Source organism: Planctomycetota bacterium (genome assembly GCA_035574235.1).
Lineage (GTDB): Bacteria > Planctomycetota > MHYJ01 > MHYJ01 > JACPRB01 > DATLZA01.
The window spans coordinates 1-19638 of the sequence record DATLZA010000072.1; the positions used below are offsets into that span (position 1 = coordinate 1).

At 69.6% G+C, this 19638-nt stretch carries 13 protein-coding genes and 1 tRNA gene; 9 read left to right on the plus strand and 5 right to left on the minus strand.

The window, feature by feature from the left end; all coding sequences use genetic code 11:
• The 4 genes from VNO22_05870 to VNO22_05885 all read right to left on the minus strand — a co-directional run.
• On the minus strand, positions 1 to 1796 hold a 1796-nt coding region (locus tag VNO22_05870), incomplete at its 3' end, for a hypothetical protein (protein HXG60878.1).
• Positions 1797 to 2064: 268 nt separating this feature from the next.
• Entirely contained in the window at positions 2065 to 3801 is a 1737-nt protein-coding gene (locus VNO22_05875; protein HXG60879.1) for a hypothetical protein, read from the minus strand.
• Positions 3798 to 4535, minus strand: a complete 738-nt coding sequence (locus tag VNO22_05880; protein HXG60880.1) for an ABC transporter ATP-binding protein — start codon at positions 4533 to 4535, stop codon at positions 3798 to 3800. The genes VNO22_05875 and VNO22_05880 overlap by 4 nt, the downstream gene beginning before the upstream one ends.
• A 39-nt stretch (positions 4536 to 4574) precedes the next feature.
• A complete protein-coding gene (locus tag VNO22_05885; protein HXG60881.1) occupies positions 4575 to 4856 on the minus strand; it encodes a hypothetical protein in 282 nt (93 codons plus the stop codon).
• Positions 4857 to 4979: 123 nt separating this feature from the next.
• On the opposite strand from VNO22_05885, the gene VNO22_05890 reads away from it, so the two are divergent.
• From VNO22_05890 to VNO22_05910, 5 genes are all read left to right on the plus strand, one after another.
• Complete coding sequence (locus VNO22_05890) at positions 4980 to 5459, plus strand: M23 family metallopeptidase (GenBank protein ID HXG60882.1); 480 nt, start codon at positions 4980 to 4982, stop codon at positions 5457 to 5459.
• A gap of 19 nt (positions 5460 to 5478) precedes the next feature.
• On the plus strand, positions 5479 to 6594 hold the full coding sequence (locus VNO22_05895) for a hypothetical protein (GenBank protein ID HXG60883.1): 1116 nt from the start codon (positions 5479 to 5481) through the stop codon (positions 6592 to 6594).
• 43 nt (positions 6595 to 6637) lie between these two features.
• The gene (locus VNO22_05900; protein HXG60884.1) at positions 6638 to 8935 is read left to right on the plus strand and encodes a DUF4962 domain-containing protein; all 2298 of its coding nucleotides are present in this window, start codon (positions 6638 to 6640) and stop codon (positions 8933 to 8935) included.
• 101 nt (positions 8936 to 9036) lie between these two features.
• Positions 9037 to 10215: an efflux RND transporter periplasmic adaptor subunit gene (locus tag VNO22_05905; protein ID HXG60885.1), complete on the plus strand. Its 1179-nt coding sequence runs from the start codon at positions 9037 to 9039 to the stop codon at positions 10213 to 10215.
• Positions 10212 to 13292 carry an efflux RND transporter permease subunit gene (locus VNO22_05910; GenBank protein ID HXG60886.1) on the plus strand — a complete coding sequence of 1027 codons (3081 nt, stop codon included), beginning with the start codon at positions 10212 to 10214 and terminating at the stop codon, positions 13290 to 13292. Before VNO22_05905 ends, VNO22_05910 begins: the two co-directional genes overlap by 4 nt.
• Here VNO22_05910 and VNO22_05915 read toward each other — a convergent pair.
• Positions 13278 to 13351, minus strand: a tRNA-Gln gene (locus VNO22_05915). The genes VNO22_05910 and VNO22_05915 overlap by 15 nt on opposite strands.
• A gap of 285 nt (positions 13352 to 13636) precedes the next feature.
• Between VNO22_05915 and VNO22_05920 the strand changes: the two genes are divergently transcribed.
• The 4 genes from VNO22_05920 to VNO22_05935 are packed head-to-tail and all read left to right on the plus strand — an operon-like array spanning position 13637 to position 19541.
• On the plus strand, positions 13637 to 14206 hold the full coding sequence (locus VNO22_05920) for a sigma-70 family RNA polymerase sigma factor (GenBank protein ID HXG60887.1): 570 nt from the start codon (positions 13637 to 13639) through the stop codon (positions 14204 to 14206).
• On the plus strand, positions 14203 to 15969 hold the full coding sequence (locus VNO22_05925) for a FecR domain-containing protein (GenBank protein HXG60888.1): 1767 nt from the start codon (positions 14203 to 14205) through the stop codon (positions 15967 to 15969). Before VNO22_05920 ends, VNO22_05925 begins: the two co-directional genes overlap by 4 nt.
• Entirely contained in the window at positions 15966 to 18143 is a 2178-nt protein-coding gene (locus VNO22_05930; protein ID HXG60889.1) for a DUF1588 domain-containing protein, read from the plus strand. Before VNO22_05925 ends, VNO22_05930 begins: the two co-directional genes overlap by 4 nt.
• Positions 18144 to 18158: 15 nt before the next feature.
• Positions 18159 to 19541 (plus strand): DUF1552 domain-containing protein, encoded by a 1383-nt coding sequence (locus VNO22_05935; protein ID HXG60890.1) that lies wholly within the window; start codon positions 18159 to 18161, stop codon positions 19539 to 19541.
• The last annotated feature ends 97 nt before the right edge of the window (positions 19542 to 19638 follow it).

Sequence of the window (19638 nt, forward strand, 5' to 3'; positions counted from 1 at the left end):
TCCGCCTCCGCGAGGAGGCGTTCGATCGCCTCCCGCTCGCGCTCGTCGGCGGCCTGAAGCGCCTCGGGCCCCGGCGGGAAGCGCATCCGAAGCTCCAGGCCGAAGCGGGCCGCCAGCGCCCGCACCGCGCGATGGCGAAGCTCCAGCTCGGGGCGGGAGCCCAGGAATTCGAAGCCCGCGGGCCAGGCCGCCGGCTCCTCCGTCAGGCCGTCGAAACGGGACCGGAACTCCTCGTGGTCCGCAGGACGGTCCATGAGGAACGCCAGCTGGAACGCTCCCTCGAGAAACCGCTCGGCGGCGGCCGTGAACCCCCGGTCGTCGAACGTGTGATCGATGAGGAAAAGCAGAAAGTCCCAGAGCGGGGTGCGCGGGCGGTCCCGCCACAACGCGGCCGTGGCGGCCATCCGGAGGGCTTCGAAGAGCACGTGCTGCCGGGAACGCAGCCGCTGGCGGAAAAGGAGCGCCAGGAGCCCCCGGGCGCGGCGCGAACCCGTCCCCGCCGGGCGGCGCAACGCCCGCTCCAGCTCGGTCCGGACGTGCGACGCCTGGGCCACGGCCGTCAGGGCCTGCAGTTCCTCGACCCGCTCGGCGGCGCGGTGGGCCGGCTCCGCGGCCAGACCTTCGAAGAGGGCCAGGACGCTCAGGGAGGCGTACTCCAGGCGGTCCCGCGCGAGCTTCCGGAAGAACGCGAAAGCCCAGTTGCTCGCCTGGCCGATGTTCGCGAAAGCGGCCTGCACGTGGTGAGGCGCCAGCAGCTCCGGGCGGCGATCGACGACGGCGCTCAGGAGGCTGTAGGCCGGGTAGGCGGCCGCTCCGAACCGCGCGCACACCGCATCGACGAGCGGGCGCGTCAGAAGCTCCGGCTCGTTGACGGCCAGATAGTACGCTTCCTCGATGCCCTCGGCCGGCCAGATCTCGAGGGACCGCACGAAGTGCTCCAACGCCTCGCGGCGGCGGTCGGGGTTTCCGGACGCGACGCGATGAAGGACGCTTAAGAAAGCCGCGGGAGCCCGGGGCGCGTGGGCGGCGAGCGCCTCGAGCCGGGCGGCGTCGAAGAGACCGGGCGACTCAAGAGACGCCTCGCTGAAGAACTCCCAGGCTTTCTCCGGCGCGACCCCGAAGTGCCGCCCGACCGCCTCCAGAAGGGCCGGACCGAGAAGCTCCCGGCAGCGGGCGAACGCGGGCAGGACCTCGAGCGCCGCGGCCGGGTGGCGCTCGAAGCTCTCCAGAGCCCGGGAGAGAAGGCGGTCGCGACGGGACGGATCGTTCGCGGCGAGCGACAGGACCGTGCGGAAATACGCCGTCGGGTGGAGATCGATGCGGCGCTCGATCTCCTGAAGATCCCGGGCCGTCAGAAGACGGGGGGAACCGTACGCGGCCGCGATTTCGAAGATTTCCCAGGCCCCTTCCGGACGCGTTTCCAGGAGCGCGCGCGCGTCGGCCACCCACCCCCGCCCGAGGAGGGAGGGATGCTTTCGGAAAAACTCCGCGGCGACCTCCAGAGCGCCGTCCGGCCGGGCGGTCACGATCGCGCGGCATCGGCGCAGAAGGTTCCGGGACAGGCTCCGGCGGAGCGCGGCGATTTCGAGAAGAACCGCGCAAGCGCCGGCCGGCGCCTCGTCCGCCCGCGCGACGATCCGTTCGAGGACGCGCCGGTCGAAATCCCAGGGCCGGCTCCGGGCGGCCCGATGGAGAAGATCCCAGGCGCCCGCGCCGCCGGCACGGAGGAACTCGTCGAGGCGCTCCGCCTCTTTCCCGAGGTGCTTCAGGAAGGCCAGGATGTCCCGTTCCGCCATGCCGCGGACCTTCCGAATTATAGCGCGGCCTTCCGGCGCGCGACCCCCGACCCGGAGCGATCTCGAGTACCCGTGGCGCGGCCGGCTCCTGCGTCGCCCGCACGATGCACAACGCAGGGGACGGACCGCGTGCTTCTCCCGCAGCGTCTCGGAGCGGAGCACGTCCGAAAGACTCCTGCGGCGGTTCGACGAGGGGACTTCTCGGAAGCGCCCACGGCGGGCTTCCAGCGGGTGCAGCCCGGCCGCAGGGAAGGTTCCATGGGCGGCTTCAGCCGGATCTTACCCGAACCCGGTCGATCCGACTGCGCTCGACCAGCCACTTCGCGTAGCGCCCAAGCGCCCAAGATACGCCGATGCAAATGAAGGCTCCGCCGAACGCTTCCAACGGATCGCGGCGAAAGGCACAAACCGCTCCGAAAAGAAAGGCCCCCACAGCCAGCGCGGATGGGCAGACGACGATCAGGAGTGTCTCCAGCGTAATGTCCCGCACGTTCACGCCGCAGATCCCCTTGAGCAACCGCAACGCGGTTCTCCCCGGCGATGAAGCCACGAAGAGACCGGCTCCCAGGGCCAGCGGAGGGACCACCTTGAGGCTCTCCGTCAGATCCGCCCCCAGCCGATGGGCCGCCGCGACGGCCGATCCCGCCGTCAGGGCAAACCATGCCGGAGCGCGCACGAGATCCGCCTTGAGCACGACCCGTGCGAGCTCGCCTGCGGACACGGGAAACGGGGCGTAGAAAGGAATCTCCGCGTTCCCGCACACTCGAGGCTGAAAACCCTTCCAGGGGGTGGCCAGCATGAAAGGAGCGAAGAGGCAAATAGGCCACGCGACGAAGGCGATCAGCCCGAGCGTGGAGCCGTTGGGCACCGCGTAAAACACGGCGGAACATCCCAGCGCGCTCCAGACCGCCGCCTTCCAGGCGCGGCTCCAGCGGGGCATCTCCCCCAGCGCCAGCGCCGCCACGCCCCGCTCGCGGGGGCTGAGGAACCTCAGGTATGTCCGCTCGAGGAAACCCGCCCGCGGCCAGTCGGGAACCTGCAAGGACTCCCTCGTGAGGACCCGCCGCTCGCTCCATTCCTGAATCGACTGTCGCAGCTCGTCCTGGTACTCGATGAGGCGATCCGGAGCCGCGATGAGCTCCGGAAGGGCGGTGACCTCATAGAGCGTTTGCCGGCGGACGACCTCGTCCACCAACCGGTCGGCCGTCACCGTTTGGGGAACGACGATCTCCATCCCGGAAGCGGCGCGGCGCAGCCTGCAGATCGCCCAGGGCAAGAGCCCCACGACGAAGGCCGCCGGCACGAGCGCAAGGAGGGCGGTCGATTCTCCGCCCAGGACCCCATACCGCAGGGCGTAAGCGCCCCACCCGGCGGGAAGAAGGAGCAGGACGGGCCTCTCCATTTTCGAGATCCATTCCGCGAAGCTCATCTCGGGGCGTAGAACCACGAGGCTCGCCACGTTCAGGAAGACGCCGACGAGGGCCGGAACCCGGCGCGGCTTCATGACGGTCCAAAGCGTCGCCTGCGCGAGCATCCCAAGCCAGAGAAGAAGCCCGATTCCGACGGCCGTCCCCGGCGAAGCCCCGAGGACTCTGCTTCCGAGGGTGAAAACTCCGATGGCGGGAAGCGCCTGGAGCCAGAAACGGATCTGAACGCGCGCGAAGAGGGCGGAGTCCGACACCGGCAAGTGAAGCAACGCGAGAGTCGCCGGCGAGGCATAAAGCTCGCCCAGCAGCGCGGCCCCCCGCACGAGGGCGCTTCCGGTCGCGTACAGGGCGAGCGCCGTCGCGCCTCTCCGCCCGGTTTCGCCCGTCTTCAGCGCGAGCATGAGGACGGCGGGCCAGAGGCAAAACAGCACGAGGGAGCACCCGCACCGCCATGCTCGGGCACACCTTGAGGCGCGCCGCCGGCGGCGATACTCGTTCCAAAGGTCGGGAGAACCGCGCAGTTCCCGGCGGACCCGCAGCCGCACCGAGCGTTCGAGGGGGCGCCACCGGAGGCTCACCCGCCGTCCTCCTCGCGAAGCTTCCGAAAGATCGCCTCGAGAAACCCGTCCTTGCCGGTGCTTCGGGCCCGGAGTTCCGCGGGTGTGTCGTACGCCCGCACCTGGCCCCGCTCGAAGATGCACACGCGATCGGAGAAGCGCTCCGCGATGTCCAGGATCTGGGTGGAATAAAGGATCGTGCGGCCGCGCGAGGCGGCCTCGACGGCGATGTCCTTGAAGGCCGCCAGGCCGTTCGGATCCATGCCCGACGCGAAAGGCTCGTCCACGAGCCAGACCTCCGGATCCGCCGCCAGGAGAGCCACCAGTGCGCCCTTGTAGGCCTGTCCCCGCGAGAGCGCCTGAAAGGGGACGTCCACGAGCGGAAGCAGATCGAACCGCCGCAGGAGGTCCAGAAGGCGCCGCGCGCTGTCCTCCTGCGGTGCACCGTAGATCTTGAGCACCATGCCCGCGTGCTGGAGCACGGTCATCTCGGGCAGGACGAACGGGAAATCGGGCACGAAGGCCAGGCGGCGCCGCAGGTCGATGCGTTCGCGTTCAAGCGGCTCGCCGTTCAGGAGGATCCGTCCCTGATCCGATGCCACGAGCCCCGCCAGGCACCGCAGAAGCGTCGTCTTGCCGGCTCCGTTGGCCCCCAAGAGGGCGACCACCTGACCCGGGGCGATCTCGAGCCACACCCGGTCGAGAGCCCGCACGGCCCCGTAGTGCTTGGTCAGGTCGCGGAGGCTGATCTGCACCGGAAGATTATACCGAAATTTCGGAACGCCCGCCGGAGCCTACGATCGCCGCAGCTCGGCCAGGTGCGCGGCCGATTCCTGCGTCGCCTGGGCGATGACCGCCAGCACGCGGAGCACCTGTCCTGCGGCGATCGTGCACAGTCCCACCCAAATCGGCGACAGGAGCGTAAGCACGAGCCCCGCCGCGTCCAGGATCGACGCGATCGGAATCTTTCCGATCCCCAACAGGAGAACGTCGAACAGAATTCCCAGACCCAGAATCCCTCCGCCGATGCACTCCAGAATCCGGCCGACGAGGGTGAGCACCGCGAATCTCTCCATCGTCCCTCCCTTCGGATCAAGAGTTCCCCCCATCCTACCGCCGGCCCGGCGGATTTCATGTACGAAAACTCCGGAAGCGCCTTTTTCTAAGGCAGGGAGCGAGCCTCACCACGAGGAGGACCTATGGGTCGGATCGCGAAACTCAGCTTGGCCGTCTGGGCCCTTCTGGCCGCGCCCGCCTGGGCCCATTTCCACTGGCCCGCGTCGGGGCGCGTCACCAGCAACTACTATTCCTCCCGCTCCTACGGGTACCACCGCGCCGTGGATATCGCGGGGCCTTACGGGCAGACGATCCTGGCGGCCTACTCGGGCACCGTCAGTTTCCGGGGCTGGAGCGGCGGCTACGGCTACCTCGTCATCCTGCGCCACGTCCAGGGGTACACCACCTACTACGCCCACAACAGCCGGTTCAACTGCTACGTCGGACAGTGGAAGAGCCGGGGCTCCGTCATCGCCTACGAAGGCTCCACCGGGAACTCCACCGGCCCCCACTGCCACTTCGAAATCCGGCGATGGGGCACGAAGCTCTACATCCCGGCGTCGATCGGCAGCTACAAGATCAAAAACACGCAGATCCCGTACTGGTACTCGCCCGGCATGTAGAGGGCCGGAGGGAGAAACCGTGAGGACGTTCCTCCACGGACTGGCCGTCGCCGCGGCGATCGGAACGGCCGCGGTCGTGGCCCTTCGCCCGGCGGTCCCTCCGCCGGGCGACCGTCCCGCGCCGGGATCCGCCGTGAAGGCCGCCGCCCCCGCGGAGCGCCTGACGGCCGGCGCGCCTCCGGCGATCCGCGCGGCGGATCTTGAGCTTCCGCCGGGACCCGTCTCGTGGAAACCCGTCCTCGACCTCCTCCGGGCCCATCTCGAACGGGGCGGAGAGATCGACGCGCAGGACGTGCGCGCGCGCCTGGCCCGGATCCTCGCCGAGCATCCGGAAGGGCTGGACGAGCTTCTGCAACTGCTCGCGCGCGAAGAAAATGAAGACATCCTTCTTATCCTCTCCGAAGTGATCGGAAACGACCCCGCCGCCATGGCGTCGCCGGCGCTCCTGGAAACCCTGCTTCGACTGGCCGAGTCGGGAACCGTGCCGGCCCAGCGGGGCGCGGCGCTTCTGATCCTCGCGCACCTGCCCCGCCCGGACGCGCGGGCCGCCGCCCGGGTGGTGCGCCTGGCCGGCGCGGAGACCGAGCCCCGCGACCTGCGGGTCACCGCGATTTCCACGGTGGTCGCCTGGATGCAGCAGCATCCCGCCGCCGAGCCGGAGCTCTCGCGGGCGCTCCTGGGCGTCGCGCGCGCCGCCGCGGACGCCGAGGTCCGGGGCCACGCCCTTCAGGGACTCGCCCTGAAGGAGCGGCCGGCCGACGCGGAGATGGTGGACGCCGTGGCGCCCTTCCTGGCGGACGCGAATCCCCGCCACCGCGCGCTGGCCGCCATGGCTCTGGGAGGAGCGGGACCCGAGGCGCGGGCCGCCGCGACGGGACACCTCGAACGGGCGATCGATCTCGAGCATGATCCGGAATCCCGGCGCGGCCTCCTCATCCATCTCGTGCGCGCGGCCGGACTCGAAGCGGAATCGGCCCTCGAGCGCGCCGCCCGGCGCCATCCCCACCTCGCCGACGACGTGCGCGACTATCGGGAGATCCTCGCCGTGACCTCGGATCCCGTGCGCGTGTGGGAGCTCAAGATGGAGCGCGACCTCGCCCGCGGGGCCGTTCCCGGCGGCCACGAGGTCGATTGATCCCCGGCGCCCTCGCCCCGGTTCCCGCCGGCGTAGGGTTTATGTGAAGCTTCTCCTGGCCGTCCTTCTCGGCGCGGCGCCGCAGATCCAGAATCGCGCGCCCCGCCCCGACGAGCTCGGCTACCGGCCGGACGACGGCGCCGTCGTATCCCTCACGCCGCCGTCGCTCGCCTGGATCCATGAGCCGGCCGCCCGCACGTACACCGTCCAGTGGGCGACCCGGGAGGACTGGAGCGACGCGGTCACCGTCGCGGGAATCCCCTGGAACGTCTACACCCACTCCGAGCCCCTGGCGCCGGGAACCTATCGGTGGCGCTACCGGTTCGTGGACCGCGAGGGGCGGGTTTCGGACTGGAGCGCCGCGCGCCGGTTCACGGTGCCTCCCGGCGCGGTCCCCTTCCCCATGCCCACGCGGGCCGAGCGGCGCGAACGCGTGCTGCGGGGCCGGCCGCGCCTCTTCGTCCGGCCCGAGGACCTTCCGCGCCTGCGCGAAGCGGCCCGCGGCGACCGTTTCGCCGCGATCCGCGCGGAGGCCGACCGGCTGACGGAATCCCCTCCGCCCCGCGAGCCCGAGGTGCGCGCCCGGGCTCACGACCCGGCCACGACGCACCTCTGGTGGCCCAACCGCCTTCGGGCGCTCCAGGCCGGCGAGGAAGCCTGCACGGTCGCATTCGCGTATCTCCTGACCGGCGAGGCCCGGTACGCCGAAGCGGCGCGCAAAAGGATCCTGGAGCTGGCCTCGTGGGATCCCGACGGGCCCACCCACTGGGGCGTCAACTGCGAGGCCGCCAAGCCCATCCTCTATCTTCTCCCCCGGGCCTACGACTGGGCCTACGACGCGCTCACCCCCGACGACCGCGAGCGCGTTCGCCGGGTTCTTGTCCGCCGCGCGACCGACGCGTGGAAGAGCGGCGAGATCCGCGAAGGGATCGGCCACCTCAACGAACCGTATTCCAGCCACGGCAACCGCGCGTGGCACAAGCTCGCCGAATGCGCGATCGCGCTCCTGGGGGAAATCCCCGAGGCCGAGACCTGGCTCGACTACGCGGTCAACAAGTTCTACGCGTGCTATCCGGTCTGGTCGGACGACGACGGCGGATGGCACGAAGGGGTCGCCTACTGGGCCGGGTACATGGACAAGGTCGTCTCGTGGTTCCTCGTGGCCGACCGGGCGCTCGGCATCGACGGGCTCAAAAAGCCGTTCTTCTCCCAGGTTGGGGATTTTCCCCTCTACGTCGCGCCGCCGGGATCTCCGAATTCGGGCTTCGGCGATCTCTCGTACCGGCCGCCTTCGCGCAACGTCGGAGGCTTCATGGAGTACTTCATCCGGGCGATGGGGGCCCGTCCGGAGGGCGCGCGGAGCGCCGCCTGGCGATGGTGGTGCGAGCGGTGGAAGATGGACGGCGACTCGGGCCTCCGGAAATTCGTGTACGACCGCCTTCTCCCGCCGCCCCCGGAACCGCGCGCGCCCACGGACCTTCCGCCCTCCAAGGTCTTCCACGGCATCGGGGTGGCGAGTCTGCATGTGACGCTTCTGGACGCGACCGAGGACGTGCACGTCCTTTTCAAGTCGAGCCCGTTCGGAAGCCGAAGCCACGGGCACAACGCCCAGAACGGTTTCCAGCTCAACGCCTACGGCGAGGCGCTGCTGCCGGCCTGCACGTTCCGGGACCTGCACGGAAGCGCCTTTCATCGGAAGTGGGTCTGGAACACGATTTCCCAGAATTCGGTCCTCGTGGACGGCCGAGGACAGGGGCCTCACGGGGTCGGATCTCCCGGGCGCATCTCGGCCGAGCGGCTCGGGCCGGACTGGGACTACGTGGCCGGCGACGCCGCGGAGGCCTACGAGGGGCGGCTGACGCGCTTCCGCCGGCACGTGCTGCTGGTGAAACCGGACGTCGTCGTTCTGTGCGACGATCTGGAGGCGCGGGAGCCTTCGACCTTCCAGTTTCTGCTCCACGCGTATTCGGCGTTCGAGATCGATCCGGCGCGGTCGGAGCTGCGGGTGGAGCGCCCGCGAGCGGGGGCGGTGATCCGCTATCTTTCCCCCGTCCCGCTCGGCTGGCGTCAGTGGGACGGCTATGAGCCGCCGCCCACACGGGAGTTTCCGAACCTGTGGCATGCGGAAGCGGCCACGCGGGAAAAGCTCGCCGCCCTCCGGATGCTCACGGTCATCGTTCCGCACCGGGCCGGCCGGCGCGCCGAATGGCGGGCGGAGCGGACCGACCGCGAGGGCGCGGCGGGCCTTCGGTTCGAGCGGGGAGAGGATATTTTTCGGATCGAATTTCCCCGCGAGGGACTTCCTGCCGTGCTCCGCGAACGGCGCGGGACTCGGGAATGAAACCCGGCGAGGCATCTCTCCGGGACCGCCGTATTATCAGAGGGGCGGAATCCGGGCCGGCGTAGAATGCTCCCGGCGATCTGCTGAAACGGAAAACCTTCATGTCCGCATCGACGCGCGCGGCGCTTCTCCTTCTCGGACTCCTGGCGGCGGGCGGTCTCGGCTGGGCGGTGCTCGGCCGCCGGGCGGACTCCCCGCGGAGCGCCGCCGCGTCCGGATCCGAAACCCCCGTGCCCGTCGAAGCGGCGCCCGTTTCCCGCGGCCCCCTCGAGCGGCGGCGCACCTTCAGCGGGACGCTCGAGGCGTCCGCGCAGTTCCTGGTCGCTCCCAAGGTGGGCGGGCGCGTCCAGGAAATCCACGTGGACCTCGGGGACGTCGTGCGGCGCGACCAGGTGGTGGCGCTCCTGGACGACGCGGAATTCGTCCAGGCCGTCGCGCAGGCGGAAGCCGACCTGGCGATCGCCCGCGCGCGCGTGCGGGAGGCCGAAAGCGCGCTCAAGCTCGCCGAGCGCGAGCGGGACCGCGTGCGCGCGCTCCGCGCCGACGGGGTCGCGTCCGAGGCGGAGGTGGACGTTGTCGCCGCGCAGGTCCTGGCGCGGGGCGCGGCGCTCGAGGTGGCCGTCGCGCAGCGGACCCGGGCGGAATCCGCGCTGGAGCTGGCGCGGATCCGCCTGAGTTACACGCGCGTCCGGGCGAGCTGGGGCGGCCCGGACGGGGAGCGCCACGTGGCCGAGCGGCTCGTGGACGAAGGGGAAACGGTGACGGCCAACACGCCGCTTCTGTCCATCGTCGGCCTCCGGCCGATCACGGCGGTCGTCTTCGTGACGGAGCGGGACTACGGCGGCCTCAAGAGGGGCCAGCCCGTTCGGGCGGCGACGGACGCCTATCCGGGCCGGACGTTCCCGGGTCGGATCGAACGGATCGCGCCCGTCTTCCGTCAGGGATCGCGTCAGGCGCGGGTGGAAATCGCCGTGGACAACCCCGAGCTGCGCCTGAAGCCGGGCATGTTCGTGCGGGTCGAGATCGTCGTGGACCGGGCGGACGACGCCGTGACGGTGCCCCGGGCGGCGATCGTCCGGCGCGCCGGCCGCACGGGCGTCTTCCTCGTGGACGAGGGCGGCCGGACGGTGTCCTGGCGGCCGGTGGAAGTCGGGATCGACGACGGCGAGCGCGTTCAGATCCTCGGAGCGGTCCTGAGCGGCCGGGTGGTGACCCTGGGGCATCACCTTCTTGAGCAGGGCTCGCGGATCGTCCTCCCTGGAGCGGGGAGCGGGCCTTGAATCTTCCCGCCGCCGCCGTTCGCCGCCCGATCTTCACCTCGATGGTCACGCTCATCGTGATCGTCCTGGGGGGAATGTCCCTGGCCCGGCTGCGGATCGATCTTTTCCCCGAGATCGAGCTTCCGAGCCTCAGCATCCGGACGGAGTACGAGGGGGCCAGCCCGGAAGTCGTCGAAAAGAGCGTGACCGAGGTCATCGAGGAAATCGTGGCCACGGTTCCGGGGGTGCACGAGATCGTCTCGACGTCGGCGGAGGGGGCAAGCGTAGTGCGCGTCCGGTTCGTGTGGGGCACGAATCTGGACGCCGCGGCGGACGACGTGCAGGCGCGGCTGGAATCGGAGGCGGACGAGCTGCCGGAGACGGTTTCCCGGCCGCAGATCCGCAAGTTCGACCTGTCGAGCTACCCGGTGGTCATCCTCGGGATCGCCGGCGCCCTCGACCCGGTGGAACTGACGGAGCTCATCGACCAGCGGATCCGTTACCGTTTCGCGCGGCTTCCGGGCGTGGCGCAGGTGGACATTTTCGGCGGGTACGAGCGGGAGATCCGGGTGGAGCTGGATCCCGGGCGGATCCGCGCGCTGGGGCTCCCGCTCGACCGGATCCTGGCGGCGCTGCGGGACGCGAACCTCGACCTTCCGGCGGGCGAGATCGCGCGGGGCCGCCACCAGGTGACGCTGCGGGCGCCGGCGGAGTTCACCGACCTCGACGAAATCCGCCGAACCGTCGTGGACGTGCGGGACGGCGCGCCCGTGACGCTCGGCCAGGTGGCGGAGGTGAAGGACACGCACGCCCGCATCACGCGGATCGTCCGCGTGAACGGCGAGCCGGGGATCCGGGTGGGAATCCGCAAGCAGGCGGACGCCAACACCGTGGAGGTGTCCCGGGCGATTCTCGAGGAGGTCCGGCGCGTGAACGCGGACTTCCCGCAGGTGCGGGTCGTTCCGGTCGTCAACCAGGGAAACTTCATCGAGCGGTCGATCACGAACGTGGCTCATTCCGTGCTCGCCGGGGGCGCGCTGGCGGTGCTGGTGCTTCTTTTCTTCCTCCTGAGCGTCCGGAGCACGGTGGTGATCGCGCTCTCGATCCCGATCTCGGTGATCGCCACCTTCGCGCTCATCTACTTCGGCGGGTTCACGCTCAATCTCATGACGCTCGGGGGCCTGGCGCTCGGCGTGGGGATGATGGTGGACAGCTCGATCGTGGTGCTCGAGAACATCTTCCGCCGGCGCGAGGAGGAGGGGGAGGGCCGGGAGGAAGCGGCCGTGCGGGGGACGGGGGAGGTGGCCGCGGCGGTCGTCGCGAGCACGGTGACGACGCTGGTGATCTTTCTGCCCCTGGTTTTCGTGCGGGGGGTGACGGGGATCCTCTTCAAGGAGATGGCGCTCGTCATCGTGTTTTCGCTGGTCTGTTCGCTGTTCGTCGCGCTGACGGTGGTGCCGATGCTGGCGTCGCGGCTTCTGGCGGCGCGGGGGGCGGGAGGTCCCGGCGGAAGGCTCGCGGGCGGGGCGCGGCGGCTCTTCCGGCGGCTCGAGGCGGCCTACGAGGCGCTCCTGGCGCGGGCGCTCCGGCGGCGGTGGATGACCGTCGGGATCGCGGCGGGCGCGCTGGGGGGAAGTCTTCTTCTTCTGCCGCTCATCGGGACCGAGTTCATGCCGCCGAGCGACGAGGGAGAGGTGCGGGTGACGGGCGAAATGGAGGTCGGGACACGTCTGGAGCTCGTGGACGAGCAAACGCGGCGGATGGAAGAGATCGTGTTTCCGGCGGTGCCCGAGCGGGCGGGATCGGTCGTCAGCGTCGGAGGTTCGGGCGGGGACGCGTTCCGGGGAGAGATCGCGCTCACGTTGACGCCGGCCGCGGAGCGGACGCGGTCCAACGTGGAGGTCGCCGACGCGCTCCGCGAGCGTCTGGAGGGGCGGGTTCCCGGGATGACGATTCGGGTGCGCGCCCCCCAGGGGCAGTTCCTGCTCGACCGGCTGGTCGGAGGAGGCGAGGGGCTCGAGATCGAAGTGCGCGGGCAGGAGCTGGAGGTTCTGGAGGCGCTGGCGGCGCGGGCGGCGGAGGTCGTTTCGCGCGTTCCGGGGGTGACGGACGTCGAGATCGACCGCCGGCAGGGGGTTCCGCAGGATCTTCTTCGGATCGACCGGGACAAGGCGGCCGATCTGGGGCTGTCTGCGCGTCAGGTGGCGGAGGCGCTCGAGACGGCCGTGGCGGGGCGGCGCGCCGGGGACTATCGGGCGCGGGGGCATTCGTATCGGATTCTCGTTCAGCTGGCCGGAGCCGAGCGTCTGGCGCTGGACGAGATTCTGGATCTCACGCTGACGTCGCGTTCGGGCGAAGACGTGGCGTTGCGGAACGTGCTGCGCGTCGAGGAGGGGACGGGGCCGCTGGTGATCGAGCGCAAGGATCAGCAGCGGACGGTGACGGTATCGGCGAACGTCTCGGGGCGGCCGACGGGGTCGGCCGCGGTGGACGTGGAGCGCGCGCTGGCGGCGATTCCGAGGCCGGAGGGATACGAGCTTCGGGTGACGGGGGACTTCGAGGAGCAGCGGAAGGCGTTCGCGGAGCTGATCGTAAGCCTGGCGCTGGCGGTGGTTCTGGTGTACATGGTGCTGGCCTGCCAGTATGAGTCGCTGCGGGATCCCCTGGTCGTGATGTTTTCGGTGCCGATGTCGGCGGTGGGCGTGTTGCCGGTGCTTTTCTTCACCGGCACGACGCTGAACGTGCAATCGCTGACCGGGTGCGTCATGCTGGGCGGGATCGTGGTCAACAACGCCATTCTGCTCGTGGATCAGGCGGAGCGTCTGCGGCGGGAGGGGCGGTCGGCGCGCGAGGCGGCGGCGGAGGCGGGGCGGCGGCGGCTGCGGCCGATCCTGATGACGACGTTGACGACGATTCTGGGGCTGGCGCCCTTGGCGGCGGGGGTCGGCGAGGGAGCGGACGCTCAGGCGCCGCTGGCGCGGGCGGTGCTGGGGGGCCTGACGGGCTCGACGGTTCTGACGCTCGTCCTCATCCCCGCGGTCTACACGATGTTCCACCCGGACCGGCGCGCGCAGGATGGAGGGTGGCTGGGGCGCTAGGATTCGAACCTAGACAAGCAGATCCAGAGTCTGCGGTGCTACCGTTACACTACGCCCCAGCGAAGAGGCGTTAAACCCAGTGAAACGCGCGTTCAAGCCGGTTTAAAGCCGTTTTCGCTTGTCGGCCCGCCGGAACGCGAACCCCGCGGCCTTCCGGGCGGACACAAAGAACAAAACCGCTTGAGCCACGAATCTAGCGGCGCTCCTCTCCGAAGTCAACGGTCCAGGAGAACCGGCCGTGCGCGGCGCTCCGCAAGACCGCGGGCGCGCCCGCGCCCGAGACGAAACGCCCCCGGAGGCGCCGTCCCCCTGTCAGAAATCGGTCCCCTCCGGAATATAGCCTCATGGAGGGCGACGCCGGGATGGAAGAAGATACCGACAGCCTCGTCCGCCGGGTCCTCGAGGGACAGGTGGAAGCGTTCGCCGAGATCGTACGCCGCTACCAGCAACCCGTCTGGCGCACGGTGGCGGCGCTGCTTCAGGATTTCGACAAGTCCACGGAGATCGCCCAGCAGGTCTTCGTCGACGCGTACCTCCACCTGGACCAGTACCGCCCGGGCGCCGATTTCGGCGCCTGGATCAAGGCCGTGGCCCGCAACCGCGTGCGTCAGGAGCTCCGGCGCCTCGGCCGCGAAACCCGCCGCTTGAGCCTCTACCGCGACCAGCTGCTGCGCCGCCTTCATGAGCGCGAAACCGATTCCCACGAGCAGACCTACCTTGACGCCCTGGAAACCTGCCGCCGGCATCTCCCGGAAACCTCCGCCCGCGCCCTCCGGCTCCGCTACGTCGAAGGACTCTCGTTCGAGGAAATCGCGTCCATCCTCGGAAGCACCCGAGCGGCCGTCGAAAAGCTTCTTTCCCGCGCCCGCCTGGCGTTGCGGGACTGCATCCAGTCGAAGGTGGCCCACGCATGAACCGGGAAGATGAACTGACCCTGAAACTCCTGGACGGACTTCTGACGCCCGAGGAGGAAGCCGAACTGGAAGCCCTGGTGGAACGCGACCCGCACGCCCGGCGACGGCACCTGGCGCTGTTGGACCTCGAGGCGGCCCTTCGCGGCGATCGGCTCCGCCACGACATGGTCCCATCCGTCCTCACGCGCGTCTCAGGGGCCGACCTGGAAAAGGCCGTCATGCGCACCATCGCCGGATTGCCGGCCCCTCCCTGGCGCGCCGCCGCCCCGACACGCGCGCCGTTGCCTCGGCGCCGAACGCGCATCATCGCCCTCACGGCGATCCTTTCCGCCGCCGCGGTTCTCCTCGTCGCTCTCGTCCTGGCAAACCCCGCCCCGCGGAAGCCGGCGGCATCCCCCTCCACCGCGGTCCTGCTGCCGCTCGAAGGGGACATCCTCCTGGACGCCCGCCGCAGTCCCCCGGAAACCCGCCTTTCGCCCGGTCAGACCGTCCAGGTCCCGGAAGACGGCGCCGCTCTGGTGAGCTTCGAGGACGGCACCCAGCTGGAACTTCTCGGGCAATCCACGCTCCGGATGGACTCGGGGCCTTCCGACGAGGTCCGCATCCATCTGCCCGAAGGCGTTCTGCGCGCGGAGGTCGCCCCCCGCCCGGACCGCCTCCCCCTGTCGGTCATCACCCCTTACGCCGTCGTCACCGTGGTCGGAACCTCGTTCAGCGTCATTACCCTTCCCGACCGCGGCACGCGCATCGAGGTCTTCCACGGAAAGGTCGAGGTCAACGCCGCCCCGCAGGGACCCATCACGCTCGAAGCGGGCTGGATGGCCTTCTCGGCCCCGAACCAGCCCGTTCTGACCGCCCGCAGCCGGGTCGTGGAGGGTCTCCGCCCCCGCCGGTCCGCCGAATACCCGGGCGTGAAAACCCTGGACATCGCTCCCGACGGAAGGTCCGTCCTCGCCGCCAGCAACACCCACCTCGTCACCTGGACCCCGCTGGACCGTCTGGACGTCGTCCGCGTCGACCCGTCCACGCCGCGCGCCAACGACATCCAGATCCAATCCCAATCCGGACGGATGCTCGGCTTCATTCACTGGCCCCAGAAACGCTTCGTCGCCTGGGACGCCTGGGATCGGAAAGCTGTCCGGTCGTGGCCGATGCTCGATGGACAAGCCGAAATCGCCGCGGTCTCCCCGCGCGGCGACTGGCTCGCGCACTGGCAGAAGAGCAACGGCTCGCGGAAGCTGCTCCTGCGATCCGGAACCGAGGAGCCCCTCGACCTCTCCCGGGGCTCAGGGGTCAGCGTCATGCAGCCCTCCCCCGACGGTTCCCGGCTGGCCCTGGCGCGGTTCACGGGGGTGGTGGAACTCGTCGATCCCGCCGCCGGAACCGTCGTGGCGACACTCCCCGGCTCGCGCAAAGCCATCCGCTTGAGCTTTTCCGCCGACGGCCGATTCCTCGCGACCAGCCAGGGGGAATACGCGGAGATCTGGAACGTCGCCGAGCGTCGCCTCACGGCCCGCTTTCAGCAGCCCGGCCTGCCGATCCTCGGAGTCGCCCTGACGCCCGACGGCGGGCGCTTCGCCGCCAGCGGGCCGGAGGGACGCGTATGGCTCTGGAACCCTCACGCCCCCCAGGATCCCCCGTGGGTTCTTCCCGTCAAAGACAGCGTCCAGCGCCTGTTCTTCACTTCGGGAGGAGCCGAGCTCATGCTCCTGCGACGCGCCGGGCGCACCCGTGTCCTCGAAGCCTGGGAGCTTCCCCCATGAACCCGATCTCGAACGTCCCGCCGCACCCGCGGCTCCCGGGCGCTCAGACTCATCGCATCCCGCTTCTTCCGGGGGCCGTCGCGATTGTTTTCGCGGCGGCCCTGGCTTTCCCTTCCCCTCCGGCCGCCGCGCAGGAGCGCCCCGAAGAAGACCGGGAAAGCTACACCCGGACCGTCGAACCGTTCCTGCGCCAGCACTGCCTGAAGTGCCACGGACCCGAAAAACAGAAAGGGAAGCTCGCCCTCCACACGCTCCGGCCGGAGGCGTCCTCGGAGCCGGACCGGGAAACATGGAAACGCGTGGCCGAGCGGCTTTCCCTCGGCGAAATGCCGCCGGAATCCGAAAAGCGCCCCGACCCGCTGCGCACGCAGCAGGTCATCGACTGGATCAAGCGACGCCTGTCCAGGGCGGGGGTGGACACCGCGGAGATCGACCACAAGCTGCTTCTGCCCAGCCACGGCAACCGCGTGGATCACGACGCGCTCTTTTCGGCGCCCCTTGCAGGCGTCCCGGCCACCCCCGCCCGCCTCTGGCGCCTGGGGCCCCGCCAGTACGCCGGCCTGGTTTCCCGGCTGGCGGGCCGAAGCGTCACGCCCCCCTCGCCTTTCTCCTTCAACGCCGGGGAAGGGTTCCTGGACTACGCCGACCTCTACCGCGTCGACGAACCGACCGTCAACCAGCTGATCGTCAACGCCCGTCAGATCGTCGAGATTCAGTGCGGCCTTCAGCGCTCCGCCTCGTCCGTGCGCGAGTTCAAGGCGCTGATCGACCCCCAACGCGAACCTTCGGAATCCGACATCCAGCAGGCCGTCCGCAAGCAGTTCCAGATGGCTCTCCTTCGGGAGCCTTCCCGCGAGGAGTCCGCCCGGTTTCTCGAATTTTACCGGAAAACGCTTCCGGCGGCGGGCCGGACGATCGCCGTGCGCGACACCCTGGCCTCGATTCTTCTTCTGCCCGAAGCGCTTTATCGGCACGAGCTCGGGCAGGGCCCGCCCGACCGCCACGGCCGCGTTCTTCTGGCGCCCCGTGAGCTCGCCTACGCGATCGCCTTCGCCCTCACCCACACGGGACCCGACGCCGCCCTCCTCAAGGCGGCGGAAACCGGAAAGCTCGCCTCCGCGGAGGACGTCCGGCGCGAAGTCCGCCGCCTCCTCGACGACGACAAGATCGCCAAACCCCGCCTCCTGGAATTCTTCGAAGAATACTTCGAATTCACCCGGGCGGCCGACGTTTTCAAGGATCTCGAGCGCGGCGCGTGGCGTCCCGAGGTGCTCATCAACGACACGCGGCTCCTGATCCGGGATATCCTCCAGCGGGACCAGGACGTCCTCCGCGAGCTTCTGACCACGCCCAAAAGTTTCGTCAACTACCGTCCGGATCCCAAGAACGGCGCCAAACCGGCTTTCATCGCCAACCAGAATCCCCGCAAGGACCGTCCCCGCGCCTTCGAATACTGGGAGCTCTACGGACTGCCGGCGGACTGGACATGGACGGACCGGCAGCCGGTCGAGCTGGACGCCCGCGAACGCGCCGGAATCCTGACGCAGCCCAGCTGGCTGGCCGCGTTCGCCACCAACAACGAGAACCATCCCATCCGTCGCGGCAAGTGGATCCGCGAGCGACTCCTCGGGGGCTACATTCCCGATCTTCCGATTACGGTGGACGCCCAGCTTCCGGACCGGCCCGATCAGACGCTCCGCCAGCGCCTCGAGGTCACCCGCCAGGAATACTGCTGGCAGTGCCACCAGAAGATGAATCCCCTCGGCCTGGCGTTCGAGGCCTACGACTACCTGGGCCGCTTCCGGACGACGGAGCGGATCGTCGATCCCTCGGCTCCGCCGGCGGAGCCCTCCCGCAAGGGCGCTCCCCCCAAGCCCGCGTATCGGGAAGTCCCCGTCGACTCCGGCGGCCGGATCGACGCCTCCGGGGATCCGCGGCTGGACGGAGAAGTCCGCAACGCCGTCGCCATGATCCGCAAGCTCGCCGATTCTCCCCGCGTGCGACAGGTCTTCGTCCGGCACGCCTTCCGGTTCTGGCTCGGGCGCAACGAGACCCCGGCGGACGCGGCCAGCCTTCGGGCCGCGGACCGGGCGTACGTCGAAAGCGGGGGAAGCCTGAAGGCGCTTCTCATCGCGCTTCTGAGCAGCGATTCTTTCATCTATAGAAAACCCTGACAAGGAGACCGGACCATGAACGCCTCCACCCGCCGGCAATTCCTGAAGGGCGTATCCCTCGGCGCCGGCTCGTTCGTCCTGGCCCCCGTGTGGAACCAGATCCTGGCCCAGGCCTCCGGAACCGCGCATCGGGCCCGCCGCTTCGTGTTCGTGGTCGAAGGGAACGGCCTCAACCCGCCCCAGATTCAGCCCGTGGGTCTCCCCCGCAAGAAGGAAGCGGAGCGGACCGAGCTCGTCCAGAAGCCTCTCGCCCCGCACGCGCTGCCCAAGGCCCTCGAACCCCTGGAGCCCTGGAAGGACCGCGTGACGATTCTTCAGGGGCTCTCGGGACGCGTCTGCGGCGGCGGCCACTCGAACGACTTCGGCGCCCTCGGATGCTATCCGGCCAAGGGAGGCGTCGGGACCAGCGGAAGCGCCCGCGGAGAGACGATCGACGCCGCCCTGGCCAAGAAGCTGGGCGGCGTCTTCCCGCTGGTGGGGCTCGGAATCAGCGACCGGCGGGAGCATACCCTCATCTACAACTGCTCGGCGTGGGACCAAGGACGACCTCTCCCCACCCAGTGCCGTCCGGACCTCGCGTACGCCCAGCTTTTCGGAAGCTGCGCCGAAGGAAGCGCTCAGCAGGAATTCCTCTCGACGGGAAACATGCTCGATTTCCTGCTGGACGACCTGCGGCGCCTCGAGCGGAGGGTCGCGGGCGCCGAACGGGACAAACTTCAGGCGCACGTCGGCGCGTATGAAGATCTCCGGCGCCGCCACAGCCGCCTCAACGAGATCAAAAGCACCCTGCGCCGGCATGCCCCCGTCGTCACGGACAAGTTCCGCAGCGACGTGGAAACCGACCGGCTGGACGCCCATTTCGATCTGGCCGCGGCGGCCCTCATCGGCGGCCTGACCCCCGTGGTGACGATCGCCTCCGGCGCCGGAAATCCTTACTTCAGCATCCGCTTCACCGGACTGGGCATCAACCTCGACAAGCACTCCATCGGCCACGGCGGAAGCTACGAGGGCAAGACGTGGGAGGAGTTGACGGTCACCATCCGCCGCTTCCACTTCGAACTGATCGCCCGACTGATCAAGAAGCTTCAGGCGGTTCCCGAGGGGAACGGCACGATGCTCGACCAGACGCTGATCGTCTATCTGAGCGACGCCGCCGAAGGTCATCATTCCCGGTGCTGGGAATGGCCGTTCGTGCTGATCGGCCACCTGGGGGGAACGCTCAAGGCGGGTCGATACGTCGAATATCCCTACTGGGGGAAGAAAGGGCACAAGACGATCGGCAACCTCTACACGACGTTCCTGCACGCCGTGGGGGATCGGAGGCCGCATTTCGGAGTCCAGGATCCGACGCTCGACGGCCTGGATCTGAACGGGCCGCTGCCGGAGCTCCTGGCCTGAGAAGCCCCGTCATGACCGGACACCCTCTCAGCCGCCGGGAATTTCTGCGCCGTTCCGCGGCGGTCGCGGTCGCGGCCGCGGCCGCGCGACCGCCGGC